This is a genomic window from Corynebacterium sp. c25Ua_89, assembly GCF_047459735.1.
Classification (GTDB): domain Bacteria; phylum Actinomycetota; class Actinomycetes; order Mycobacteriales; family Mycobacteriaceae; genus Corynebacterium; species Corynebacterium simulans.
Genome location: NZ_JASBOD010000002.1, coordinates 471,330 through 496,200, shown reverse-complemented (window position 1 = coordinate 496,200; position 24,871 = coordinate 471,330). Strand labels below are relative to the sequence as shown.

Below are 24,871 nucleotides of genomic sequence, written 5' to 3'. Positions count from 1 at the left end.
TTGAAAATGGCAAATTGGCTGTTCAGTGTGGGTAAATGGGGTATTTGAAGAGTGGAAAATGACGTTAATGTAAACGGTCTTGGTAGGGCGGGTTAATCTGGTTCCATGAGCCAAGAGATTTCTTTCGATCCGATTCGCTGGGACTCGCGTTCGATCGTGCTTCGAACGAATCTCAAGTACCGGAAGGCCGCTGGTTCTCGTATTGAACGCGCACTGCGTGCGCGTCTTCCGGAGCGTGCCCTTGACGTACATTTTCGCTTTAACCGCCCACTGCAGGTCAGTGGTAGCGCGCTGGCAACCGCGGCTTCCACCTTGTGCGGCAGGCAGTATTCGCACATTGACTTAAAGTTTCCAGTATCTGAGGAGACTCGGAAAAGCATCGAAGGCTGGACGGGAGCTCATGTCGAAGCAGAAAGCGAAGAGGCACGTCCGCAACCACGACAAAATGGTGCGGTATTGCTTAACTTCTCCGGTGGTTTTGATTCCCTTGCCTCTCGCTATTTGCTGCCGGAATCGCATGAACTTATTTCCCTCGATTTAGGCGGGCGCTTTGCGCGCGAACGGAAGTTTTTCCGTCAGTTTGACCCGCTAATCGTGAAAACGAACATCACGGATACTCCACTCCGGGCCAATTCTTGGTCTTTCCTCGGCATCGGGAGCATTTTGGCGGCTGAGTCTTTGCGCGGGGCGTATTGCACCTTCGGCGCAATTCTGGAAGCCACGCTTTTGCAACGGGGGACGCCATTTGAGCGCAACAACACTTTTCCGCCGTTTGCAGCAGCGGGGCTGTGCAATGCGCCTGCGGCGCAGGGGCTCTCCGAGATTGGCACGTTGCTTATCCTCGAGCATTTCGCGCCAGAGTTAATTGGTGAGTCTCTGGGGTCGCTCGCAGGGCCGAGGGAAGAAAAACAAGTGCGCAAATGGGCGCTTGTGGAAGCGCTGCGTTACTACGCGGGAATTGAAACGGGACCGCTTGCGGGCCCAGTTTTTCCAGATGCACCTCAGTATCGCGTCGGTGAAAATTTCGTTGTGGACCTAAGCGCATTGGCTGTTGCTTGGTTGGGCCGACCAGATTTGACGCGTCTGATGGTTCGGGATGCGGAACACAAACTAATTCCGACTGCCAAGAGCCTAAATCTTGGTTTCCTGCTCAAAGCGGATAAGCGCATGTATGCCAAGTATCCCGGCCCGCTTAAAGGTAGGTTGGCAGAACAACTCAATGCCGCTGGGATTGAGTGGTATTCGCCGGCGGATGAACAATCTTGTGAGGAGGTTCGCCAGTTCATCGAATCGCTGGCGTGCGAATCATAGGGAATAGGTGGCTGAAAAGGCGTCGTCGCTGAAGAACTCAGACCAATTCCCATCGACAGAAATGGCAAAGTCAACGACGCCCTTGAGGACAAAAACCGGCGGCGAAGCATGTCCTTCGCCCCAGTCGCCAACGATGAATCGACGGTGTTCTGATTCGTTTTCGGTGGCGGCAGCCCAGGGAGCTAGGTGATTGTCGTTGTGGAAGTCATCGCTTTCATTGATGAGATAAGCAACGTAGTTAGGAAAACTCTGCTGGTAGAGCGGAATCAGATCAGTAACAGCAGACACGTCCGAAATGTCTTTAACTTTCCACACCTTATCTAGGTATTGGTTCACTGCTGCCGGAAGGTAATGTGCGATGTCGGTCTGGGGGTTCGACACGATGGCAAGGGAATCAGGGAAGCAATGGGAGTAGTAAAGGGATGCGAAACCTCCTGCCGAGGACCCATAAAAAATAAGGTTATGGGCGTTTAAGTCTTTCTGGATTTTTGAAAGAACGTTGACCAGATCTGTCTGGAGCGGGCAAGCGTCGTCGCCAGTAAACCAGCCGATGCTGCTGCCGCGTTCAAGGGATGGATCGCTGACGAACACGACGTTGGCCTCGGAGTGATCGGTGAGCTGCTCACCTGTAAACAATGGCAGTGTGGTCTGCGCCAGATTTGCCGCCGCATGGAAAATGACGACTGTGGTGGCAGCATTGCGGTTGATAACGCGTAATTCGACGAGTGTGTGCCCGAAATCGATGACGTTGATGCCGTCGTGAATGGGTTCGGTGAGGAAGGCGTCTAGGCTGCGATGCAAGACGACGTCGGCTGAGTAGCGCGAATAATTCCTAACAAAAGCCATAACTTCGGATTCTAATGCACGAGGGCTTGTGCTTTGGTTATCGTTTATATGGTCCGCTAAATGAAACGAGGTTACGAGTCCATTATGGATGTTAAGAAGCTGCGTCGCGCCCTGTGGCATTTTCGGCATGGTGGAATCACACAGTTAAATCGTTTCCTGGAATTTGAAGAGAGAAAGCGTCTCGAGCAGTCCACCGATGAAGCAGATGTTCGTCGCCTCCAACAAGTAGAACGAGTCGAACGACGCGGATTCGACCCTCTGGATTTCGCGGAATACACCCCGAATCCGCAGTGGAAGAAGCCATACGAGCACATCAAGGTAGGCGTCATTCTCGATGACTTCTCGCACTTAGCGTGGGGTGAAGAATTCACCACCATCTCACTGCTGCCGGATACCTGGCGCGAGGAGCTTGACCGCGGCTTCGACTTCCTGTTCGTTGAGTCGGCCTGGCAAGGCAATAGCGCGGCGTGGCGCTATCAGGTTGTCGGCAGTCAAGCGCCTTCGCAAGGGCTGAAGGACCTCGTAGCGGAATGTAAGGCAAGGGGTATTCCTACAGTCTTTTGGAATAAGGAAGATCCCGTCCATTACGAGGATTTTATCGGTTCTGCACAGCTATTTGATTATGTGTTTACTACCGATGCCGATCTAGTCGAGAAGTATCGAGCTGAGATTCCACAAGCAACCATTGGCGTCTTGCCGTTTGCGGTGCAACCTGCCATTCATAACCCAATTCGGGATGCTGATAGAAGCAAATATGGGCTCGGCTCAGTGTGTTTTGCAGGAACTTATTTTCGTGACAAATTTCCAGAACGTGCCCGAGATCAAAAGCTAATTTTGGATGGTGCTATCCAAGCTTGTGAAAGTCTGCGAAGCTCCTTGACCATTTACTCCCGTAACGAAGACGTGGACGAGAAGTATCGCTTCCCCGAGCCTTATGATGACTGGGTAGTCGGAGCCCTACCGTATTCCACGATGCTTACTGCATACAGAGCGTTCAAAGTTTTCTTGAATGTCAATACCGTGACGACTAGTCCGACGATGCTTTCGCGCCGGGTATTGGAGCTTGCTGCCTGTGGAGCGAACGTGATTAGTACTCCTGCGAAGGGCATCGAGGAATTCTTTCCACACGGAGAGCTTACGACGGTAGCTGAACATTCACAGATTCCAGCGATTATTGAAGCGACGGTTCGTTCCAAACTATCGCGTGAGAGACAAGTGCATCGTGCTCAGCGCGTGCTGTGGGACGGGCATACGTATACTCACCGCGCCGCGGCAATTCTCGAAGCGCTAAATCTCGATGCTTCTGCTCGCCAAGTTGATCCTGTACTGGTGAGCGCAATCGTCTCCACCAACCGGCCAGAACGCCTCGAAGGAGTTCTAGAAACAGTCTGCTCGCAACGTGAGGTGGATTTGGAGATACTCGTTCTAACTCATGGCTTTAAAGCTAAAGATGTTATTGACCCCGCCGATTTTCCGACTGTGCAGTTCTTGACTGCATCAGCGGAGGTAAGCCTTGGTGCTTGCCTGAACCAGCTGGTGGAAGCCGCACGTGGGCAGGTAATCGCGAAGATGGACGATGACGATTTTTATGGTCCCATCTATCTTCATGATCAGTTAAACGCATTGCGCTTCTCCGGCGCAGATGTAGTGGGAAAGCAAGCGGCGTATCTGTACCTAGAAAGCAGCAACGAGTTGGTCTTGCGAAAGGAGTGGAATGAGCATTCCTGGGTGGATCTCGTGCTCGGAGCCACGCTAGTGGGGTGGAAGAACACCTTCAGCGAGCATCCTTTTGCTGAAGTAGGCAGGGGAGAAGACACTCGCTTTCTCCAGTCGCTTGCAGCCGAAGGTGCCAAGATCTATTCGGCTGATAGGTTCAATTACATCCAGTACCGCAGTGCCGGATCCCATACCTGGGATATAGACGATTCTGCTCTGAAACGCAGCGGGCGCGTGGTCAGTTACGGGTGCAATCTGGAACATGTCTACGTGGAGGAGCAGTAGAGCATGTTTTTCATTGGGCGCACCCGCTATAGTCAGTTGCTTCCGGAGACCAATTCTTGGCATTTATCTGTCGGGGTTAAGAGCATTGAGGCTTATCGTGAGAGGTTGTATGACTCAGCTCGTCTTAAAATCCGCGAAAAGCTATTTACTGAACTAACGCTCCCATCGCTGGATGCAGCGCGCCAGGCTGCGGGGATAGATCTCACTCATGTCGTTTCCTATTCCGAGTCTTTGCCAGATGCGTTTAAAACGGGGCTTGAAGAGGCAGCTCAGAAATTTCCATTTGTCGTTCTCGACGAGCAGCCAGACGGGCATTGGGGAACTTCTCTTGATGCAATTGCTCGTCAACATGTTGGTGACGGCGAAGCCTTCGGCCGTTACCGGATTGATGATGACGATGTCGTGGCCAAGAGTTACTTCACTACGGTCTCGCGCTATGTATCGCCTGAGTTTGCGGGGATGGTGGTCAGCCTGCCACTTGGAGTTGAGGCGATCTATCACGAAGGTAAGGTAACTTTTCCTCGTATTTCCCATTGGCCGATGTACTCCCTTGGATTGCTCGACGTGTGTCTTTTTCAAGGGGACGATGAGCTAGTGCAGCCACCGAGTGGTGCGCATAATATGGCTGACCGGCGCGGGCCTGTAATTTTGGATTCGCAATCGGTGAGCTATGTGCGTCTCAACCATGTTAATCAAGACAGCGGGTTACGTACCGGCAACGCGGCCTCATTGTCTGACATCATGCACAGTCTTTCTGCTTTTCCTCCGCTCACTGAACTCGAAGAGTTCAATGAACAATTTCCAACCACTGCAAGCTTGCTTGAACGCGAGACTTGGGTGGAGGTTAACTCCGGTAAACAACGAGTGGTGTTGCCAAAGAAAATTAAGCTTCCTACGCCGATGCAGGAAGTGCACGTGAAAATTGAACACACCTTCCCGCGGTGGGCGAGAGAAAAACAGGCTGTGGTCTCGTTTGACCTGTGCGACATAGAAGGGGGATCTGTTCCACTCCGAAGAGCGATGAGCGGCATCGGAAATTCCCGGTGGAAGCAGATTGGACACTACTGCTATTTGAATACGAAGCCAGGTCGCGCAGTGACCAGTCTTGATATTTTGCTGCCCGAGGACGTGAGACTTCATGGGTTCAAGCTCATCCCCTTTGGCCGCGGTGGCGTTCCATTTAGCGTTGATGGAGTCTGGATTTCCACGGAAAATTCCGAGACATCCTAGGTAATTGTTCGATGTCAAACCCTGCACAAGAACAAATTCCAAAATCCCAATTCTGATACAATCAACGAAGTTTGAAGCGCTATGGATGGGCCAAGTTGAGTGAGGTGTGAGTCATTAAAGTTCTGGTTCTCTCACAGTATTGGCTGCCCGAAAATGGTGTTCCGCAGCGGCGTTGGGCGTGGTTAACGCGAATTCTTAAGCGCAACGGTCATGAAGTGGTTGTTGTCTGCCCGCCACCGCACTATGAACGTTCTGTCCCGCTGCGGGAATGGCTCAAAAGAGAAAGGCCGTGGCGGCGCTTTCGTATTGAAGAAGGCGCTTTCGGCGAGACCATGGTACGAACTGGGTACTTTCCTTCTGGGCGTTCCTTGAGCAGTCGAATTCTCAATCAGGCGGTCGTCGCGTTGTCGATGATGACGTTTCCAGTGCGTAAGCCGCGCGCTTTGAAAGGTTATCGCCCAGATCTCGTGATCGGAACTGTTCCTGCGCTGCCCACATCCGTTGTGACTAGGCTGATTGCCAAATCTTTGAGACGGCCATATACCATCGATCTGCGCGATGCTTGGCCGGCACTTCTCGACGTCAGCGATGACTGGAATTCGGCTACTGGAACGCCTTCTATTCGCGAGCGCTTAGCGCGGTTTGGTGCACTTCAAGCCTTGACAACACTTACTGAATGGGCGATGAACCGCGTACTCAAAAAAGCAGATGGCATCATAACGACGTCTCAGAAGCTAGAAGATTGGTTGCGAAATGAGCATCATTCATCTTCTCAAGATATGACGACTATCCGTAATGTCTTTCCTCCACGGAGCACGTTTAGTAAGAAAGACAGCGACAACGCAAATGATTCGCTGCACGTACTTTATGCGGGCACGCTGGGCCGTGCACAGAAGCTGGGTAATGCTCTTCGAGCAGCGCGCATTGCCCAGGATAGAGGCGCAAGCATCGAGCTTCGCTTCGTGGGAGACGGCGCGGCCTGGGAAGAACTCCACGAGACTGCGCAGCACCTTGGCGTAAACGTTGATTTTTATCACCGCCAAGCGGCTGAGGCGCTGGAGGAGCATTATGCGTGGGCAGATACAGCCTTGGTGCATTTGGCGGACTGGGAGCCTTTAACGAGGACGATTCCGTCTAAGACCTATGAGCTGATGAATCTTGGTCTACATATTTCCGGCGCTGTAGATGGAGAGTGCGCTGAGCTTATCAATGAACTGCATGCGGGACACGTGGTTCATTCTGAGTCCCCAGAAGAATTGGCGCAATTGTGGATTCGTTTGGCAGAGGATCGCAGTCTTCTACACGTCACCGATGAGGGGGCTGATTGGGTCAAGCAGCAAAGAGATGAAGTAGTTCCACGCCAGCTCATCGACTTTATTGACCGTGTGGTGAGAAGCTCATGAAGCTTTCTTCGCTTGCTCTTTTAAACCTGGATTCCCATGAGGAGCGTACGTGGCTTCTTATTACGAAGGAGACGGCGCTGTTGCATTTGAGTGAGTTCGGAACCGATTTCGAGGTCATATTTAGCGCTAAAGAGCTGCCTAAAACTCCCCTTAAGGGTGATCGACTACTCGTGCTGGGAAGCAAATGCGAACATGAGAATGCGCAAGGCGACGATACTTGCCAAATATTTTCCCGCTGGTTAGAGGTGCCTGGCACTGAAGCCCTTTGGGTGCTTCCGCTGGAGAGTGACGAAACCTTCTCGGCACTGCGCGATGCATTTTCTGGAGAAGAGCCACTGGAAATCTCTGCGTTAAACGTGTCTGCTGGATATCTCTGGTTGGAGATTGGTATTTCCGCAGAGGAAAGCAAAAGCGAAATAGCACCGGAGGCTGCTTTCCTATCCGCTATGGAGCTGCTTGGAAGCGAGGAACGGTCTGGAGACAACGCTGACAAGACTTTGGATTCAACTCCTGAGTTTCCAAGTATTCGCAGCCAGATCATTATGAAAGTGACGCCGCGACTTAAGCCACTGAAGCAACGGTTACCTAAGAATGTGGTCGTGGCGTTGTACAAAATCTTGGAGAAGATTCGATGACGCGTGCACCCGGTATCAGCATCGTTCTGCCTACATACAACGATTCCGTGAGTCTCGCGGCGGCACTTCGCTCCGTAGCCAAACAAACTTTGCCGGTCCAGCTTATTGAAGTGGTCGTCGTCTTTAACGGAACTTATGAGAAATCACGGCGAACGCTAGAGAAGTTCCGTGTCGAGCACCCAGAACTAAAGATTGTTAGCGCAACATCGACCCGAAAGGGCGCTGGCTGTGCGCGCAACATCGGGTTATCTTTAATCTCGCGTCCTTATGTCACTTTTCTTGACGATGATGACACCTTGGAAGAACGCTTCCTTGAGCACGCTTGGTCTCAGTGCGGCAAAAATTCGGTCGTTCTTCTTGGCATTAAAAATGTGAGCACCGATGGGGATGCTGCTGGCTCTAACTCTCTTGACGCGAGGATCTCGCCTTTGCAAGGCAGGAAAGTACCAGTCGCCTCTATACCTTGGGCACTAGGGTTTAATGCCTCTAAGGTTTTTCCAGCGGAGCTTGTGGCTGAGCATCGCTTCGAAGAAAGTTTGCGTTCGGGCGAAGACGTAGTCTTCTTTTCCAAGTTTCTTGAGCATCTGGGGCTTGAAGTGAGGATTCCCGCCTCGCTCGAGGGCGCTCGGTATTGCCGGACGATGACGCACGATTCAGTGTCCCGTCAGACACACAGTTTTGATTTTGCCGTCCGCCAGCGCCTGGAATGCATTTCGAAGATTCAGCCAACGCGTGCGCTACACAATAAGGACGCTGTGTCCGTTGCAAAGACAGCACTGGTCGATGCGCAATTCGAGTTCATACGCTCCTACCTTGAGCAACATCCGCACGAGACCGACAAGGCCATTGAAACAGCGGTCAGTCTTGGTGTCGCGGGGCTACCGTGGGACCAATTGCGCCCCGAACCCGTACGCCGAGCAGTGATCTCGTACTGTTTCCCGCCTTTTGCAGATACCGCCGGCAATGTAGCAGCGAAGCGAATTCGTGAACGCGGTGAGATTGTCGATGTGTTTTCAGCAAATATGTCGCGGGTGCGCAAGGAAGATCCGAGCGCACTACTGATGGTGGAGGAATACCTGGGGTGTCACGAAATTCTCGATGTGACGGCTTCTTTTGCACGCTGGTTCTTCATCTGCAATTTTGCCGTCCAGGCCGCACGGCGAGCCACCAAACGCGGGCGTGAGCGGGGCGGCTACCAGTCTTTGTATACCCGCTCAATGTGGTCGGGCTCCCACGTTGCGGGGGTACTTCTCAAACGCAAGAATCACAAACTCTATTGGGAAGCTGAGTTCTCCGATCCGATGCGTCTGGATGCGCGGGGCAACGAGCGAGTAGGGGAGATTACTTTTCACCCTGTCACCATTGCGTTGCATAAAGTCGTGGCTCAGGCCGGTATTGAGCCCAAGGCTCTTAATTCCCACTTTGCGTTGACGGAAGCGGCAACGTTTGTTTTGGCTGATGAACTGGTGTTCACTAACGACAATCAGCGTGAATTAATGCTCGCGCCCTATCCGGAAAATCTTCGCCAGTGTTTCAGGTCGAAGTCCCGAGTTGTTGCGCAGTCGCGGCCAGACGGCAACCTATATGATCTTGTGGAATCAAAGTATTCCGTTGATGGAAACCTGGTAAACATCGGTTATTTCGGCACCTTCTATGAAAACCGGGGCGTCGGCGACGTAGTCAAGGCGCTACAGAGTCTTCCCCAAGTTCAGCAGGACCGTGTACGCCTTCATATTTTCTGCCCGAATCCGGAACAGGCTCAGGCCCAGTTATGGATGATCGGTGCTCCCGAGCAGATCATCATTAATCCCACGGTTCCATATCTTGAGTTTCTAAACCTAGCTACGAAATTTGATGCTTTGTTGGTCAATGACACGGATACGAGCGGGACGAGCTTCAACAAGAATCCCTTCTTGCCTTCAAAGTATGCGGACTACGTGGGCGCCGGCGTTGCGGTGTGGGGAATCGTCACGGAAGGCTCTCCGCTTTCGGAGCTGCTTGTCGACGTCCACTCTCACGCCGGCGACATACCTTCCATTGCGGCCGGATTCAAAAAGATAATAAACGAGACCTAGGCGGGGCTGCCTAGCCATAAGAACGGGTATTATCTTTCCAGTGACTCTGATTCCATATCGAGCCAAAGTGACCATAATCGACAGCGAAAGGATTGGCGATTCGTGAAGTTTAGACTAAGCCATTCGCTGCGGAAGGAAGCCGCTTCCAACCAACAACTGAACAAAAAATACTCGGACCACGAAGGCCCAATTTTGATTGTTCGGAGGGGAGAACTTCGGCCGCTTCAGGTTCGTCCGACTTTCGTTGAGTACATTAGGCAAATTTGGTCAAGACGGTATTTCATATGGGCCGACGCTCGTTCCAAGGCTTTGCGCACCACACGGGATTATCGACTTTGGAAATTGTGGTTGGTAATCAATCCCGTACTCAACGTCGTTTTTTATGGATTTATGTTCGGCATCTTGTTTAAAACTTCGCACGGTGTACCGAATTTTATTGGGTTCCTTTTCCTTGGTACCACTTTTATGCCAATGATGTCCGGGCTTTTGGCCCAAGGCACGAGCCTAATTCCCTCAAATCGCGCGATGATTAGGGCCTTCAATTTTCCAACTGCTTCGCTTGCAATATCCCAAACATTAAGAGCTGCGATTGACAATCTAATTCCAGCCGCCGTGGCAATTGTAATTGCCTTATTACTGCAGTGGCATACTCCACCGTCTTGGAAATTAGTATTGGTAATTCCGCTTTTTGTCTTGATCCATATATTTGGATGCGGGCTTTTGTTCTTTACCGGAAGAATATGTGCCCAGATTTCTGATATCAAAGCGATAGTTCCTTTGCTTACGCAAGCATGGTTTTTTCTGTCCGGCGTAATGTTTACGATGGATCGTTTCAATCATCTTCCGATGATTAAGCAAATAATGACATACAATCCGGCGTATCAATTTCTGACAGCGGTTAGGAATGTTTCTATTTATGACACTCTTCCGAATTGGCAAGATTGGGCGTCGCTAAGTATTTGGTCGTTTGGAACTTTTATACTCGGATTTTTGTTTTTCTGGCGAGCTGAGCATAAGTACGTAAGGTTAACCTAGAAGGCGCGGCGTGGACATTAGATATATTGAATCCGCGAATGTCGTTGTCAGCGGCGTAAGTAAGCGGTATGTGATTTCGCAAGATCGTTCGGACGATGCTTCCGTAGTAAGAGCAAGAAAACAAGACCAAGTCGTAGATGCTCTCGTCGATGCGAATTTCGTAGTTCAACCAGGGGAATCAGTTGGAATAATCGGTCTAAATGGCTCAGGAAAGTCAACTCTGCTCTCGATTATTGCTGGTGGGCAAGCACCAACAACTGGCCAGGTTTATACGGCTTCAACGCCCACATTGATGGGTGTAGCTCCTGCATTGCAAGGTGGGCTTACAGGCGCACAAAACATTTATGTGGGGTGCCTTGCCCTTGGAATGACTCCTGAAGAAGCAAAGAAACAAATCCCGATTATTGCTGATTGGACCGAACTTGGTGAAGCCATAAATAGGCCAAAGTCTACCTATTCTTCGGGCATGGGCGCACGATTGGCATTTGCCATTTCGACCGCAATAGAACCCGAAATTTTGATGATCGATGAGGCACTATCGACGGGAGATGCAGCTTTTGCGGACAAAGCGACAAAGAGAATGGGTGAGCTCTTAGATCGAGCCGGAAATCTATTCCTTGTTTCCCATTCTATCGCTGATATCGAGAAAAATTGTCAACGCTGTATCTGGATAAATAAAGGAAGAATTATTGCTGATGGGCCAACTTCAGAGGTCGCTCCGAAGTACCATGAATGGGCACGGCTAATGGGAAAACCTGACAAAAATCCAGGGTACAAATATCTCCAAGAAGTTATTGACTCGTATGTGCAGCCATTGATTGCTCTAGACGAAGCTTCGATTACTCCTAGGGCAGAAGCTCCGATGAAGAAACGAAGAACGAGGAAGAGAAAACGACCTGCTCATCGTAAATGATCTCGTAAGGAATAGCGGAGCGTATTTGACAGCTGATTAGTTGCTTTAAATCCGCAAACCATAATGGGCCGGTGTGTCCAAAAAATGATTTTAACTCGAAATACGACTCGAAGGCTTACTGATATAATTCGCTAGGCATGCGAGCATATGCTTCCGGGTGAACTCGAAATCGCGCGCGGAGGAGTTGATTTAGTCCTGTTCACGCCGTTGGATGCTTTAAAGACTCCAAAAATAGTGATTGCCAACAAAAGTGGGACATGAAGAAGATGAAGATTAATGCTAGTGGTTCTGGAAGTGATAGGAAAATAACCAGTGTGAAGTTCCTGTCCGCACTTTTGCTGCTTTCAGTGCTCTTGTTTGGTATAAGCCAATTGGGTAGGTCGAATCCTTGGAGCATGTTGGCAGGTGCAGGAGCTTTCCTATTACTCGCTTCCTTTTTAGGGCTAACTATTGTGTGGGCAAAGCGTTCGTTCAGCATCTTAAACCACCAGATTGGAGAGCTGAAAAAACTCACACTATCGGGCGCTAATAATTATCGTGAAAACTCCTCTCAACCTTTAGCACTTGCAGATTCTTTAGGTGGCGTTGTGACAACGAATGTCGCTAACCGAGTTGAACCTGATGAGGGCGAACCTGATTCTTTGCTCGGAGTTAGGAGTCTTTATGATCCTCGAAGGTTGCCTGCGAGTCGCATAGAGCGCGGAAATACTCCCGGTGTTATTGGTCGGAAAGCTGCTGAATTTGAGCTAACTGATTTTAGCCGTCGCAATTTTTCAGAAATTTTCAATTCGGAGCCTACGGATTGGCAAGAGTCAATTTTGACAGTCGTTCCACTGAAATGCGCTGAGTCTTTGGGAAGTAGCTGTATTCAAAAACGCTTGACACCAAATACGCTAGATAAACTAGAGGACCAACGCTTCAGGTACTTAATTATTGATGAAGATGAGCTTACAACGGGCCTGTGGGCTGGGGTCCTCGAAACTTATAGAACGCAACTGTTTCTTTCGCTCAATGCCCTGATCCGCAGCCTCCGTGCCTCAGGCACGGTAGTGATCTTAAAGCCTAGCTCGATGATATTTCCTTTCACCCTTACTTTGCGTGAGAGTGCAGACGTAATTTTGCCGTCGAACGGCGTTGATGTCCAAGATGCCTCTACTGGTGGGGGTCTCGAAATCCTGCGGAAACTCGAGAATATTGGAGGCGAATTAGATGTCTAAGAGCGCTTTGGTTTATGCGGATATTAATCCCAGTGCCATTGATGGATCTTCCATTTGGATGATGTCCATTACTGAAGTTCTGTCACGGGTTTTTGATCGGGTTACGTTACTGTTGAAGTGTACTCCAACTGATTATTCGCTTCTTGAGTCTTTGTCCGAGTTGGAAAATGTATTCTTGGACTTTCCTGAGGCGGATGCGGCCAGTGAGTCTCCAATAGAGCATTCGATCAGCCAGTGCGCGGATCGGGCAGAAATTCTAGTCCAGCAGCATGCTACAGATGTGGTTTTGGTTCGTGGATTCGATGCGTGCAATGAATTTTGTCTGAGGCCTCGACTTTCGAAAGTTTTATGGTCTTATGTCACTGATTTGCCTTTTCCGCCTAGTAAGATCTCTCAGAATGCACTGAACCGTTTGGAACGAATTTCTTCTAGATCCGCAGGGCTCTTTGCCCAGACCGAAGCTTCACGAGCTTACTTGGAGGCGCTTGCTAAATCAGCTCCCGGAAAAGTTGCGTTGCTTCCCCCAATGATTCCGGAAGCGGGGTTTGCCGAGATTGATCAGATCGAACCAAACTCTGCTAAAAAAATTGGCCAAGTCACTGAGCCAGTGCAGCTGGTCTATGCGGGAAAGTTTGCAAAAGACTGGAAAACTTTAGAAATGCTCGAATTGCCAGGCGAACTGGAAAAATTGGGTGTTGCTGCCGAGTTGAACGTTGTCGGCTCAAAGGTGAATCACGATAAAACTGATCCGGAATGGCGCATTAAAATGCTGGAGGCCCTCGAACGCGCTAAGTCTGGTGAAATAGTCGGCGTTAATTACTACGGCGGTCTTCCTCGCTCTGAGGCTCTTAGCATCATTAAGAAGAGCCACATCGGTCTTGGCTGGAGAACCGCAAAGCTAGATTCCAGTCTGGAGCTTTCCACTAAAGCGTTGGAATATTCTGCCGCAGGGGTACCTCCGATCATTAATCGGACACCTGACCATGAACTTCTTTTGGGCCGCGAATATCCTCTTTTCGTCGACAACAGTATGAACGCCGCTGACTTGGCAGAACACGTTAAGGCGAAGCTCGATGATATTGGTATTGCCGGTCAGAAGGCTCGAGGCGCGGTTGAGTATTATTCCATGTCTGCCGCCGCCAAGCGGCTCACAAAGATATGGGGACTTGACCGAAATACTTTTGTGCAATTCACGACGTCACAAGAGCCCACCAAATTGTTAGTTGCGTCCCATGACCTAAAGTTCGCAGGGGAGTTGATCACTCAATTTCAAAAAGATCCGCGATTCGAAGTACGTTTTGATCATTGGGATTCGCTGCATAAACACGACGAAGCGGCAGGCCGTGAATTAGCGCAGTGGGCGGATGCCATATTTTGCGAATTTGCAGGTCCCAACTTGGCCTTCTATTCCCATGCGAAGCCTACTCATACAAAGTTGTTTGCTCGCCTGCACGGATTTGAGGTCAGAAATAAAGCTCGCTGGTTTAAAGATGTCGACTTCGAGCAAGTAGACGGAATCATTACCGTATCTGAACACTACAAGGTTGAAACCGAAAAGTTTCTACCGGAAATTTCGGGCCGAGTGCTGGTACTCCCAAACATGATTGACTGCAATGATTTTGATCGTGCCAAGTCTAGTGGGGCGCAATATGTTTTGGGAATGGTAGGCATGGTGCCGTTTCTTAAGCGACCCGATCGGGCACTCGTTTTGCTGGAAAAGTTGCTTGATGAAGATCCACGCTTCGTTCTGAGAATAAGAGGACGGATGCCCTGGGACTACCCTTATGTATGGAACTCAAGTCTCGAAAGAAACCAATACCTTGATTTCTTTAAGAAGGTTACATCGAATAATAAAGTTCGTGATCGTGTCGTGTTCGATGAGTTCGGTACCGACATGGCGGCATGGTTGCGAGGAGTGGGTTTCGTCTTGTCACCTAGTGACGTCGAAAGTTTCCACCTTGCTCCAGCGGAAGGTATGAGTTCGGGGGCAATCCCAATTGTGTGGAATCGGCCTGGCGCAGAGGCGGTGTTTGGTTCAGAAAACGTCTATGACTCTTACGAAGATATGGTCCGACGGATTAGCGACCTGCGCGATAATGCGTATCAACGGCATTCACAGAATGCAAAGAATTATGCATCAAAATGGGATATTAGAATTGTTTACGAAAAGTGGGCGGAGCTTTTCCAAGGAGTAAATGAGTAATGGTTGCGGGAAAAACTGAGGCTTCGGCAAATGTGCATTCACTAGAATGTCCTTCGGTTGTTGAACTAAAACCAGGGAACTATCAGTCAATCAGTTCATTCTTAAAATGGTGGATGCTGCACTTTAACGGCACAACCCCTCGACGTTTCCTAGTCGACTTAACTGATCTTGACACCAGTATTCGAAACGCTGCCTCTGAGATTGTTAGGGCTTCGGGTCACTCGGTGGTTGGTGAAGCCACTGTTCAGTTCAGGCCGGATTTGAGTTTGATATCCAACGTTGTTTTATCCGAGTCTGTATTCGCAGACATTGAAAACCGGCCAGAAAAGCTGGATCTGTTTTTAAACTATTATCGGTTGACACTTCGTTCTATTGCGAATCAGGAACCGGTTCAGGGGACACGATTCGTTCATTTCACGCATATTTCTCGTGACAAAGAAAATACGGTTATATCCCTTGCAAAAGAGATTAATCGTCTAAACGCAACGAGTAAGTTCGCGACGCTTTACCTAAATGTTTTCGAACATCCCGAAGAAGGCTATTTGAAGCCGAACAACGGGCACATCGACCAAGTTATGCGCCCATCGCTTTTTAATGGGCGTCCTGAATTCCTCTTTGACCGGGCATTTTTAAGTCTGGCTGAGCCTGAGCTAAAGAACAAAGGGTTTTTCATTCGGGTGTGCATCGACGACGATGATTTATGGATGCCGTATGCCATCGAGGAGATGGTAAAGCAAGGTAAAGCGTTGTTAGATATGCCAGGGCGAGATAATCGATGTGTGGGAATATCTAACCAGTTTCTTTACTATCCCATCGATGGAGGACGTCTCGATTCGGTGGATATGCGAATGGTTATGCCGGGGTCGAAATTTAATGTCGCGGACAAATGGACGGCAATTCTTTCCCGACATCCATGGATGCTTCCCGAATCGTTTAGTAGTAACGTGGCTCGACAGATGCGGGCAAGGAAGGTAGATATTTCAGTCGCGCGAAATGCTCGTCCAATTCTGATATACGTGCGCCGTCACGGCAGATTGTCGGCTATGACTAAGTTCGAGCATTATAGGAACGAACCTCGAGTGTTGAAAGCAGTAGGTTCAGACTACGATGCGCTCGAGTCAGCTATTGAGTTGAGTCGCAATTTCGAGGTTGAGAGTACACCGGAGTTTTCAGTTGATCCGCCCACTCCTGAAGCCAGGGCAGAATTGATTTCGCCTTCTTGTCTGCAAATTCGACTAAATTCCGACGAGTTAACTGCTGCATTTGGACTACAGCCCTCTGAACTCGAAGTGCGCGTCAAATGTGCCACAAATGATGGAACAGATATTAACGTCTTTCCTTTTCAACCATCTTTTGAGGTAAACCCTTCGCTATGGACCGGCCGAGCAATTCTTACAATTTGCGATGCGGAAGGTAAGGAATTGTTTGGTACTTGGATTCGCGGTAACGAAAGCTACCTATCGTAGGACTTTTGGGGTGGGGATGGGCCGACCTGAGGTTAACTTGAGATAGCCAGGCACGGTGCCGCCGAGTCGTTTCAGTTCTGTCTTATTGACAACCGTTCCAATCATCAAAAGTAATATGGAGCATGCGCATTTCTATTACGACTTGGGGTGTTCGGGCAGTCTTCAACATAATAAAGTGCAGCACCACATGCCCTTTCAAAATTTGCTCTGCATGCCTGAACAACGTTCGCAAGGTGGCGTTAGATTTTTAATTTCCGGTTAATCGGGTAGGAAGTTCGCTGCTCTCAGGAGGGGCATGACAATCAGGAACGGGTTCCTCAATTGCGACTAACTGGTTTTGCTCGCGGAGAAAGACGAAACTTCTTGATGGACGAACCGGGCTAGGTCTTGCTTTGCATCGAATAGAGCAAAGCAAGACCTAGCCCTCTGCACCCAGTCAGGTTTCGCCTATTTCATTTGGCTACCGCCACAGCCCTTTAGTATCAACGAGCTCCTTGCTGCTTACTTCGGCGATTGGCAGGTCCTTGAACTCTTTATGATCTACAAGGAGGACCACGACGTCGGCAGTTGCGATGGCGTCCTCAACGGAAGCGAGGGTGACGTTGTCGAATCCCTTGAGACGTTTCGGTAGCTCGGAGATGTTGGGCTCAACGGCTAGGAGCTCGATAGGGTCGAGTTCTTCAGCGAGGTCAACGGTGATGTTGAGCGCAGGGGACTCGCGGAGGTCATCGATGTCGGCCTTGAAAGCGAGGCCGAGTACTGCAACCTTCTTGGCATCCGTCTTGGAGACTGCATCCTTGACCTTGTTGATGACCCAACCGGGCTTGCCGTCGTTGACCTTGCGGGCGGTGTGGATCAGCTTCGAGTTCTCCGGGTCAGCGGCAACGATGAACCACGGATCGACTGCGATGCAGTGGCCACCGACGCCAGGGCCAGGCTGCAAGATGTTCACGCGTGGGTGGTGATTGGCGAGGTTGATGAGCTCCCATACGTCGATGCCGAGCTTGTCGCAGATGAGCGAAAGCTCGTTCGCAAAAGCGATATTGACATCGCGGAAAGAGTTCTCGGTGAGCTTTGCCATTTCTGCAGTTACGTCGTTGGTAGCAAGCAGCTCGCCCTTGCAGAAGGTTGCGTAAATCTCGGTTGCGCGGCGGGTGGCCTCTGTAGTTTGGCCGCCGATAATACGGTCATTCGTGCGCAATTCTTCCATTGCGTACCCAGGGAGGATGCGCTCAGGGCAGTGCGCGAAATAGAGGACCGGTTTGCCGTCTGGATTCTCGGCACCATCAGCAACGAGGTCAGTGCGAATTTCGAGAATGCGTTCAGCCATCTTTGCAGTGGTCTGCGGTGGGGAAGTCGACTCGAGCACAATGAGCTCATCGCCTACAAGCTGAGGTGCAATTGCCTCTGCGGCCGAGTAGATGAACTTCATGTCAACGTCATAAGAATCCGTGAACGGGGTTGGAACCGCGATGATGTAAGCATCAGCATGAACTTGCTCAGTGGTAGCGCGGAAGCGACCCGAAGAAAGAGCTGCAGTTAATTCCTCTTGGAGACCTGGCTCGACGATGGTTACTTCACCACGGTTGATTTTCTCCACGTTTGCGGCATTGACGTCTACTCCTGTTACGTCTACACCGGAGTTTGCCATTACTACAGCCGTTGGAAGGCCAATGTAGCCAAGTCCGACGAATGCAACCTTCTGTTTGGTCATTTTGGAGTTCCTAACCTACCTGCGTGCAGTTTTGAAACCGAGTCCCGTGTGGAAGAAACGGCTAACAGGAAGAACTTAGCACTTTTTATTCGTCTTTTTTGATTTAGGGAGAAAATGAGGTGACGAGCGCTCGGAACTGTTAGATGCTTTGTGTCACTGGGTTAATTCGGCTTAAACAATGCCTTAAGGCGGGGGATTCAATTCTGAGATTTTATAACGGGCAGGCAGTTTAAGGGTCGTGTGTGGGAGTCTTACACCGTGCATGTATTCTAGGTGAGCATCCCAGCATGCATTTAGGGGCTATAGCTCAGTCGGTTAGAGCCGCGGACTCATAATCCGCTGGTCCCGGGTTCGAGCCCCGGTGGCCCCACCCTTTGGGATTCTTATCACAAAGTGCCAGCGCACAGGGGGAGCCTTTGTAATCTGAAGAAGATTTATTTCTTCTCTTTCGGAGGTTCTCCCGATGTCTCGCTCTCTTGGTTTGATGGTAACTACTCTGGGCGCTGCCACACTACTTGTAGGCTGCGGTGGAGGAGATTCAGATTCTCAGCCCACGTCGGAGCCAACGACAACGGCGACGACATCGCAGACCACCATTTCCTCCTCTAGCTCGGCTACTTCCACGACTTCTTCTTCTACGCCAGCTTCTGAAGGAACCCCCTCACCGACGGAACCGGCAGCACAGCTAGAGGTAAGTCCGGCTCAGGTAACGGAAGAAACCGTCCAGCAACAAGAAGCATTTTTGGCTCCACCAGCGGGCGTCGATGCAAATGTCGATCCTGATGCAGGCGCCTACGTTGAACAGCCGGCTCCGGAAGCACCAGCTGTTGAGGAACAGCAGGCTCCAGCGCCGGCGCCAGCGGCTGCTTACTATCCGAACTGTGCAGCGGTTCGTGCTGCTGGTGCAGCCCCGATCTATGCGGGAGATCCTGGCTACAGCTCCGATCTCGATCGCGACGGTGACGGCGTAGCTTGTGAAAACTAGCTAAACGGCAACTGTTAAGGAGAAGGCATTTGCGCGGCGTCGCCAAGCATGTGCCCTTTCTTGTCGTGCCTGCCTAGTTGATAAATAGTGGCAGCAGGAACGCCATGCCGGTGCTCCAGACAAGGTGGAGCGTGGTGGTAGAAGAACAGGAAATTGGGCGCATCGTGTTCTTGGGTGGGCTGCGTCCTTCGGATGAAGAGCTCTCGGAGCGTCTGCAGGGCGCTATTGGTCCGGATTGGATTCGCCATGAGATTACGCCGATTTCGGTGCGCGATGTGGTCTTCTACCTGGCTAGCGCGGCGGAGCTACCAGCTGATGCGAATCGCACTTTCGATATTGGCGGCCCGGACACTCTGGAATACGCCTTCATGATGAAGGAGTACGCGAAGACGGAAGGTTTGTTGCCGCGCTTGGCGTTCTCCGCGCCGGTGACCACCCCGGAGTTGGCTGCTCGGTGGATTGCTTTGGTGACGCCGATTAAGACGGGCCTGGCGGAGCCGCTCATCGGCAGTCTGCTGCACAATACTGTGGCCAAGGAGCGCGACCTGGAAGAGATAGCCGCCACTACCGCAGCCTCAAACTCCCGAACTGGCAGCCGCCGGCCATCGCGTTCCCAATTGTCTGGACTGCGCTGTATGGGCCGGTGCGCTGACCGCAAGCTCTGCGGATTTAGTTCGTCGCGCCTGGAAGTCCGCACCTGAGCGCGGTGCGTTGCTAGTACCCTATGCGGCATGGACGGGCTTTGCCACCGTGCTCAGTGCGGAGATAGTGCGATTGAATCGCAGACACTAGCACTGCGCTAGAGGATTGTGACTCGGCCATGCCAGAACGGCCCGCTATTTACGGTAAATGAGGCGCCGGAGTTGCGATCGCCGTCTTTTTCGCAGGTAAGGGTGTCGCCAGCGGAACCGATGCGGCAATCGACGTTGTAGGTCTGGTCAGTGGTTGGGCTGGTGACTGTCACGGTCGTTTTCGGGACAGCAGTGACATGGGGGTTGCTTTGACTGTAGGTGTAGGTCGCTGCGGTTGCTGCCTTGTAGAGCTCCGCTACATAGGCGCAGGAGCTCATGCTGCCGGGGCGAACGGTGATGTCTGCGGGGAAGTCGTAGCAGTCGGTTGAAGCGATGGCATCGCCGTTGGGATAGGTGTTGCTGCCAGACTGGGTATCTGGATTTGCGGCGGCCCCGCTAGCGGCTTGGGCGTTGGCGCCCTCGCCGCTATTGCCCAGAGTTGGCTGTGGACCTTGATGTTCCTTTGCAGTGTCTTCGCTGGAGGTTGAACGGGCATCGGATTGCGTAGCGCCGGCAGCTTGAGAGAAAGAGGTTTCGGGCAATGCTTCGGAGGAATGCTCGCTGTTGTCGCTGCCATTGCTACAACCGGTCAAAAGAAGTGTTGCGGCAAGGGGCAGGGAAAGTAGGAGAGAAGAGAGTTTGTGCATAGGTGTATTCTAAGGCGATTGCCCAGCGCACTGCGGGAAACGGGGAATCTTCCCCTATGTGCGTTCCTTGCCTAAATTCGGCTTCGCGGAGCGTGTCAAGTTTTGTGTGGGGTTTGGTTCTCTTAGAGGTATTTATTGAAGCGGTCGGGGTATGCCACAGCCATTTGGTTGCTGGCTTGCTTCCAGCCGGAAGCCTTTCCGCCCTCGACAAGTCGGCTCGATGACGCTGCGGCCCGTTTTCCTTTCTTGGCGCGTTGATCAGCGCGTTTGTCTTCAATAGTGCAGATCATCAACTACAGTGTCTATAGCGCGGATTCGTCGTTGGTAGGTTGCACTCGGTTGCGGGTGGCTTTACGCAGCTCATTGTTAAACGACTCGATAGAGTTCGTTGTGCAGATGACTTTCCTCGCTGCCGGAGGAAACTGTAAAAACGGCACGAACCGCTTCCACGCGTCCTGCCAGACTTTAACGGACTGGAGGTATTTCTAACCCAGCTCAGAGCCTGCAAATTCCTCCAACGCCGCGGCAGCACTGGCCTCATCTGGGGCGGTGTAGATTTTCTTCAACGCCGCTGACACTTTCTTCCGGTCCCCGTAGGTTACCCACCGGTTGGCGGCACGAATCGGGCGCACGACACAGGTTTGCACCATGAAACCAGGCGACCGAGTCAGGTAAGCCTTTCAGCCCATCACAGCAGACAATTAAGACGTTCTTAACCCCACGGTTCGACAAGTTAGAGCTCACTTGTGTCCAAAACGACGCTCCTTCTTCTTTAGCTATCCATAGTCCCTAGATGTGCTTGATTGCTTCGATATCAACGCCGATGGCCATGTAGGCAGACTTGTTGATCACCCAGTGAAGTGCCCCGAGTTTTGTTCCTAGGTATTTGCCTTGATTTCTATTATTTCCTGTGGCGGGATCTGCTTCCAAAAGGTCAAGCCCGCGTCCGTGGTTCGGGCGCTTGCCCGCATCAATATTTTTGTTTTCGTCCCACGCCGCACCCCCGCTGGCGCTGGTAGCGTTTATACATACCGCAACCGACAGCCACGGGAGGCCTATTCTATGAACGGCGATGTTACTGAGTTGCTTGTATGCGCCGGGGTAGTGCTTGTCATGGTGCTCTACTGGACCTACTACATTAGGTGCGTGCGGAGGCAACCTAGATCGGAAAAATGGTACGACGATGTCGACTTTGTAGGCGCAGAAAGTGATGGCGTCCTTTTTATTTATCCTTACTGCTCGCTCATCATGGGCGCTGCCGGCGCCATGGGGTTGGTCGCAAGTGCCAACCCTCCCGAGTTTGTCTACACGGTGCTGAAGGTTCCGCTCGCGGCAGCTTTCGTTATCGGAGTCATTGGATTTACGGGCGCGGTCGGGGTTCCGCTTCCGTGGCCTTTTGTTCCGCGTTGGGTCGTCGATATCCGCAAAGCAAAGCGTGCCCAAAGGCGTGAGCACAGACAAGCCAGAAAAAGAGAAACGGAAGAATAGCTACTGCAGGAAGAGGCCATCTTGTCCAGCGTTCGCGGGGTGGCAGCGTCACGCTGCTGCGAGCGTTGCATGAATCACCGCATTCACATGAGCAAATGGAATCCGCTCCTGCTCAATGCGCAGCCGGCACGCAGTGAAGAGAAGGCGGTAGGCGCGCTGCTCTTCGGTGCTGAGGTGGGTAAGGGCGGCGGAGCCGTCGCCGGGGTCGGGGACAGCCAGGTGCTGGAATTCGGTGACGGTGGCTGTGTCCATGAGCAGTGACGTCGTGTGGGGGAAATGGGCGCGCACGGCGTTGAGGATGGCAAAGCCGGCGGCGTCGAGGTCGCCCCAGTAGGTGATGTGTCGTTCCGTCGGGGTACAACTCACGGCCGATAAAGCTCACGTGCCGGAGGGTATCTAGCACCACGTTGCGCCAGCGGAGATCCTCTGGCTGGCTCGAGCCCAAACGGCTCAAGATCTTGTCCAACGCGTGGTAGCGCGCAAGGGCAGTCTCTGTATCATCGGAGCCGAATTCGCCCAAGCTGTGGGAGGTGGCGGCATCAAGATCCCGCTGGAAATCCTGGACCACCTGGCCGCGAGCATCCTTGACGTCGATGCGCACGGTGCGCTCACCGTTGAAGGGAGAGCGCTCCAGGGACTTGTTGATGAATTCCATGCGCCTCTCAATATCACTGCGAGCACGGCGCAGGTCAGTGGTGAGGTGGGAGAGGTTTCGCACGGTGGAGCCGTTGAGAAGCTCGAGGAAGCGGGCGCGGAAATCCGCCAGGCGGTCGGCGCGGTGACCGCGTGCGGCGTTATCGGCTCGATGTTGAGCAAGCCGGATAGCCGCCACTACTGCAGCCTCAAACTCCCGAACTGGCAGCCACCGGCTATCGCGTTCCCAATTGTCTGGACTGCACTTTATGCTGACATCGCGGTCATCAACTCGATCGTTCTTGCCGACCACATCGAAGAAGACACCGCCAAATCCAAAGCCGCAGCACGCAAGCATGCCGCGGTTCTCGGTGCGAACCTCGCATGGAATGCCGGCTGGAGCGGCGTCTTCTTCCGCTCGAAGCGTAAGAGGCTGGCCGCCGTTTGGGCCGGCGTCCTGGCCGCAAGCTCCGGGGACCTCGTGCGCCGCGCCTGGAAGTTCGCACCCGAGCGCGGTGCGTTGCTCGCACCCTATGCGGCATGGACGGGCTTTGCCACCGTGCTCAGTGCGGAGATTGCGCGGCTTAATCGGAAGCGCTAGGGATTCGCTAAAATTTCTAACGTGGAAGATTTTCAATTTCACCAGCAAATCGCAGTATTTGGTCAAGCCGGAAGCGGAAAGACCGTTCTACTTTCGTCTCTCTACGGACACCTGAATGAGCAAAGTGTTGTGGACTCGAACGGCTACCGCTTCTTGGCGCAAGAATCGACCGATGGAAATCGTCTCCTTCAGCGCTACTACGGCATGAAGGAGAAGAATGTAGCTCCTGCAGCCGATAAATTTGTGTCTTCGAAGTACGACTTCAAGTTGATGCCGATTTCGGAACCGTTGGGTGAGCGAAGCAAACGCCCACGCATCCACATCACTTGGCGTGACTACCCAGGTGAGTGGTTTGAATCGAAGCCCTCGAGCGAAATGGAAAAGGAAGATAGGTCAGCAACTTTCCGTGAGCTCGTCAAATCTGATGTGGCTTTGGTCCTAGTTGATGGCCAAAAGCTTGTGGACTATGAAGGCGATGAAGCTCGCTACCTGAAGTCGCTATTCACCACTTTGCGCAATATGCTGCTTACGGTTCGTGAAGAGATTCTCGATGGTCACGAGCAGCTTGAGCAATTCCCTCGCATTTGGGTTATTGCGCTGTCGAAGGCTGACTTGCTCCCTGAGATGACAGCGCATGATCTCCAAAAAATGATCATTTTGCATGCAGCAGATGAGCTGAACGGGTTGCGCCAGGTCCTCGCTGACTTGGTAGAGGGCGATAAGGCTCTTTCTGTTGGTGAGGACTACGCAGTACTTTCTTCTGCGGAGTTCGCCCACGGCGAAATCGACGTCGAGCAGCAAAAGGGCTTGGAGGCAATCCTCCCGCTGGCCACCATCTTTCCGATTGAGCGCTACCAACGTTGGGCAAAACTACGAATCCTTCCAGCCGCTCTCTTGGATGAAAAGTTGGCTAAGGCAGGCATTAGCCTCATTATGACTCTTGCCTCCGGCTTTAACGCACAGAGCTTCGCTCCGAACCTCCTTAAAAAGTTGCCTAGAAGGTTGGCAGGTAAGTGGGGCAAGGTTCAGTTGATTGAGCGAATTATCCAAGAGCTTGCTGGTCTAGCTGTGCCAATGCTTGAAGAAAAACGCCAAAAGGCACTGGAGAATCACAACTTCTACGAGATGCTTCTATCCGATTTCGTTCTAAAGATTCGGCAGTCCATTGAAGACGGTTTCCTTAAGAGGTCGCCTCAATGGGGATAATTTGGGCGACTAGGGGAAAGAACTGGGGAAACTGCTTTCTCATGGATGGCGGTTTCCAGGACCCATTGCCGGAGTATCTTTCGGCTTTTTCTGGGCTGGAAAACTCTCGCGAGGTGTTTCAGAAGATGGGAGACCGCGTCATTATGAGGTTCGAAGACCCGGAAGGCCGACGCGATTGTTCCGGCCGCCCAATCGAGCATGATTTCGTCATTGATGGCCCAGAGCTGGAAGCGAAGTCTACGTTGGAAGAAGCACGCGACTTCGTTTGGCCGTTGGTAGCTGGCCAGTATGAAAAATGCTGGGCGGCGGACTCCGTCTAGCTAAGGCGCTGGGCGATACGCACTCTGCTGGCGAACCTACAAAACAAAGTGCGGCCCCTAACTGCGGCAAAGTGAACCGCATTGTGAATGAATTTGAAACTACCCCGCGGCGGCAGTGATTTACTGCGCCGCGGGGTGGCTATCTGGAGAA

General features: G+C 51.8%; 21 protein-coding genes, 1 tRNA gene and 2 pseudogenes. 19 read left to right on the top strand and 5 right to left on the bottom strand.

Features of this window, described 5'->3' with window-relative positions; all coding sequences use genetic code 11:
• Positions 1-105: 105 nt before the first annotated feature.
• On the top strand, positions 106-1,311 hold the full coding sequence (locus QKB66_RS05125; RefSeq protein WP_414252827.1) for a hypothetical protein: 1,206 nt from the start codon (positions 106-108) through the stop codon (positions 1,309-1,311).
• Here the strand turns inward: QKB66_RS05125 and QKB66_RS05120 are convergent.
• A complete protein-coding gene (locus QKB66_RS05120) occupies positions 1,306-2,157 on the bottom strand; it encodes a hypothetical protein (RefSeq protein ID WP_414252826.1) in 852 nt (283 codons plus the stop codon). The genes QKB66_RS05125 and QKB66_RS05120 overlap by 6 nt on opposite strands.
• Before the next feature lie 84 nt (positions 2,158-2,241).
• Between QKB66_RS05120 and QKB66_RS05115 the strand changes: the two genes are divergently transcribed.
• From QKB66_RS05115 to QKB66_RS05070, 10 genes are all read left to right on the top strand, one after another.
• Positions 2,242-4,158, top strand: a complete 1,917-nt coding sequence (locus QKB66_RS05115; protein ID WP_414252825.1) for a glycosyltransferase — start codon at positions 2,242-2,244, stop codon at positions 4,156-4,158.
• A 3-nt stretch (positions 4,159-4,161) separates the two neighbouring features.
• On the top strand, positions 4,162-5,388 hold the full coding sequence (locus QKB66_RS05110; protein ID WP_414252824.1) for a glycosyltransferase: 1,227 nt from the start codon (positions 4,162-4,164) through the stop codon (positions 5,386-5,388).
• Between the two features lie 113 nt (positions 5,389-5,501).
• The gene (locus QKB66_RS05105; RefSeq protein ID WP_414252864.1) at positions 5,502-6,791 is read left to right on the top strand and encodes a glycosyltransferase family 4 protein; all 1,290 of its coding nucleotides are present in this window, start codon (positions 5,502-5,504) and stop codon (positions 6,789-6,791) included.
• Positions 6,788-7,426: a hypothetical protein gene (locus tag QKB66_RS05100; protein WP_414252823.1), complete on the top strand. Its 639-nt coding sequence runs from the start codon at positions 6,788-6,790 to the stop codon at positions 7,424-7,426. Before QKB66_RS05105 ends, QKB66_RS05100 begins: the two co-directional genes overlap by 4 nt.
• Positions 7,423-9,501, top strand: coding sequence for a glycosyltransferase (locus QKB66_RS05095; protein ID WP_414252822.1), 2,079 nt, complete (start codon positions 7,423-7,425; stop codon positions 9,499-9,501). The genes QKB66_RS05100 and QKB66_RS05095 overlap by 4 nt, the downstream gene beginning before the upstream one ends.
• A 102-nt stretch (positions 9,502-9,603) precedes the next feature.
• On the top strand, positions 9,604-10,536 hold the full coding sequence (locus QKB66_RS05090) for an ABC transporter permease (RefSeq protein WP_414252821.1): 933 nt from the start codon (positions 9,604-9,606) through the stop codon (positions 10,534-10,536).
• A 10-nt stretch (positions 10,537-10,546) separates the two neighbouring features.
• The gene (locus tag QKB66_RS05085; RefSeq protein WP_414252820.1) at positions 10,547-11,449 is read left to right on the top strand and encodes an ABC transporter ATP-binding protein; all 903 of its coding nucleotides are present in this window, start codon (positions 10,547-10,549) and stop codon (positions 11,447-11,449) included.
• Positions 11,450-11,706: 257 nt separating this feature from the next.
• Positions 11,707-12,666, top strand: a complete 960-nt coding sequence (locus QKB66_RS05080) for a hypothetical protein (protein ID WP_414252819.1) — start codon at positions 11,707-11,709, stop codon at positions 12,664-12,666.
• A complete protein-coding gene (locus QKB66_RS05075; RefSeq protein ID WP_414252818.1) occupies positions 12,659-14,869 on the top strand; it encodes a glycosyltransferase in 2,211 nt (736 codons plus the stop codon). Before QKB66_RS05080 ends, QKB66_RS05075 begins: the two co-directional genes overlap by 8 nt.
• On the top strand, positions 14,869-16,335 hold the full coding sequence (locus QKB66_RS05070) for a hypothetical protein (RefSeq protein ID WP_414252817.1): 1,467 nt from the start codon (positions 14,869-14,871) through the stop codon (positions 16,333-16,335). Before QKB66_RS05075 ends, QKB66_RS05070 begins: the two co-directional genes overlap by 1 nt.
• Before the next feature lie 460 nt (positions 16,336-16,795).
• Here QKB66_RS05070 and wecC read toward each other — a convergent pair whose 3' ends face one another.
• A complete protein-coding gene (gene wecC / locus QKB66_RS05065; protein ID WP_414252816.1) occupies positions 16,796-18,049 on the bottom strand; it encodes a UDP-N-acetyl-D-mannosamine dehydrogenase in 1,254 nt (417 codons plus the stop codon).
• 296 nt (positions 18,050-18,345) lie between these two features.
• Between wecC and QKB66_RS05060 the strand changes: the two genes are divergently transcribed.
• The 4 genes and pseudogenes from QKB66_RS05060 (at position 18,346) to QKB66_RS05045 (ending at position 19,826) form a co-directional block, all read left to right on the top strand.
• Positions 18,346-18,419 (top strand) — tRNA-Ile (locus QKB66_RS05060).
• 93 nt (positions 18,420-18,512) lie between these two features.
• On the top strand, positions 18,513-19,034 hold the full coding sequence (locus QKB66_RS05055) for an excalibur calcium-binding domain-containing protein (RefSeq protein ID WP_070731574.1): 522 nt from the start codon (positions 18,513-18,515) through the stop codon (positions 19,032-19,034).
• Between the two features lie 592 nt (positions 19,035-19,626).
• Positions 19,627-19,686: pseudogene (locus QKB66_RS05050) on the top strand (tryptophan-rich sensory protein); the annotation flags it as partial.
• Entirely contained in the window at positions 19,683-19,826 is a 144-nt protein-coding gene (locus tag QKB66_RS05045; RefSeq protein WP_414252863.1) for a tryptophan-rich sensory protein, read from the top strand. The pseudogene QKB66_RS05050 and the gene QKB66_RS05045, both read left to right, overlap by 4 nt.
• A gap of 7 nt (positions 19,827-19,833) precedes the next feature.
• Here the strand turns inward: QKB66_RS05045 and QKB66_RS05040 are convergent, their stop codons facing one another.
• Together QKB66_RS05040 and QKB66_RS05035 are read right to left on the bottom strand one after the other, a co-directional pair.
• Positions 19,834-20,472, bottom strand: a complete 639-nt coding sequence (locus tag QKB66_RS05040; protein ID WP_248093928.1) for a hypothetical protein — start codon at positions 20,470-20,472, stop codon at positions 19,834-19,836.
• Positions 20,473-20,594: 122 nt separating this feature from the next.
• Positions 20,595-21,324, bottom strand: a pseudogene (locus QKB66_RS05035) (IS256 family transposase); the annotation flags it as partial.
• A 39-nt stretch (positions 21,325-21,363) separates the two neighbouring features.
• Here QKB66_RS05035 and QKB66_RS05030 point away from each other — a divergent pair.
• Entirely contained in the window at positions 21,364-21,960 is a 597-nt protein-coding gene (locus tag QKB66_RS05030; RefSeq protein ID WP_248093887.1) for a hypothetical protein, read from the top strand.
• A gap of 48 nt (positions 21,961-22,008) precedes the next feature.
• On the opposite strand, the gene QKB66_RS05025 is transcribed toward QKB66_RS05030, so the two are convergent.
• Positions 22,009-22,326 carry a Wadjet anti-phage system protein JetD domain-containing protein gene (locus tag QKB66_RS05025; protein ID WP_061923842.1) on the bottom strand — a complete coding sequence of 106 codons (318 nt, stop codon included), beginning with the start codon at positions 22,324-22,326 and terminating at the stop codon, positions 22,009-22,011.
• Positions 22,327-22,429: 103 nt separating this feature from the next.
• Here QKB66_RS05025 and QKB66_RS05020 point away from each other — a divergent pair, with 103 nt between their 5' ends.
• From QKB66_RS05020 to QKB66_RS05010, 3 genes are read left to right on the top strand one after another with little or no spacing between them, the layout of a single operon-like run.
• A complete protein-coding gene (locus QKB66_RS05020; RefSeq protein ID WP_235591068.1) occupies positions 22,430-23,194 on the top strand; it encodes a TspO/MBR family protein in 765 nt (254 codons plus the stop codon).
• A 21-nt stretch (positions 23,195-23,215) separates the two neighbouring features.
• Positions 23,216-24,400, top strand: coding sequence for a TRAFAC clade GTPase domain-containing protein (locus QKB66_RS05015; protein WP_414252815.1), 1,185 nt, complete (start codon positions 23,216-23,218; stop codon positions 24,398-24,400).
• Between the two features lie 41 nt (positions 24,401-24,441).
• Positions 24,442-24,720, top strand: coding sequence for a hypothetical protein (locus QKB66_RS05010; RefSeq protein WP_235591067.1), 279 nt, complete (start codon positions 24,442-24,444; stop codon positions 24,718-24,720).
• Positions 24,721-24,871: the final 151 nt, after the last annotated feature.

Excerpts from the sequence above, each read along its gene's own strand:
- QKB66_RS05125 (WP_414252827.1), top strand. The coding sequence starts at position 106 with ATGAGCCAAGAGATTTCTTTCGATCCGATTCGCTGGGACTCGCGTTCG.
- QKB66_RS05120 (WP_414252826.1), bottom strand. The coding sequence starts at position 2,157 with ATGGCTTTTGTTAGGAATTATTCGCGCTACTCAGCCGACGTCGTCTTG.
- QKB66_RS05115 (WP_414252825.1), top strand. The coding sequence starts at position 2,242 with ATGGATGTTAAGAAGCTGCGTCGCGCCCTGTGGCATTTTCGGCATGGT.
- QKB66_RS05110 (WP_414252824.1), top strand. The coding sequence starts at position 4,162 with ATGTTTTTCATTGGGCGCACCCGCTATAGTCAGTTGCTTCCGGAGACC.
- QKB66_RS05100 (WP_414252823.1), top strand. The coding sequence starts at position 6,788 with ATGAAGCTTTCTTCGCTTGCTCTTTTAAACCTGGATTCCCATGAGGAG.
- QKB66_RS05095 (WP_414252822.1), top strand. The coding sequence starts at position 7,423 with ATGACGCGTGCACCCGGTATCAGCATCGTTCTGCCTACATACAACGAT.
- QKB66_RS05080 (WP_414252819.1), top strand. The coding sequence starts at position 11,707 with ATGAAGAAGATGAAGATTAATGCTAGTGGTTCTGGAAGTGATAGGAAA.
- QKB66_RS05075 (WP_414252818.1), top strand. The coding sequence starts at position 12,659 with ATGTCTAAGAGCGCTTTGGTTTATGCGGATATTAATCCCAGTGCCATT.
- QKB66_RS05070 (WP_414252817.1), top strand. The coding sequence starts at position 14,869 with ATGGTTGCGGGAAAAACTGAGGCTTCGGCAAATGTGCATTCACTAGAA.
- wecC (WP_414252816.1), bottom strand. The coding sequence starts at position 18,049 with ATGACCAAACAGAAGGTTGCATTCGTCGGACTTGGCTACATTGGCCTT.
- QKB66_RS05055 (WP_070731574.1), top strand. The coding sequence starts at position 18,513 with ATGTCTCGCTCTCTTGGTTTGATGGTAACTACTCTGGGCGCTGCCACA.
- QKB66_RS05040 (WP_248093928.1), bottom strand. The coding sequence starts at position 20,472 with ATGCACAAACTCTCTTCTCTCCTACTTTCCCTGCCCCTTGCCGCAACA.
- QKB66_RS05010 (WP_235591067.1), top strand. The coding sequence starts at position 24,442 with ATGGATGGCGGTTTCCAGGACCCATTGCCGGAGTATCTTTCGGCTTTT.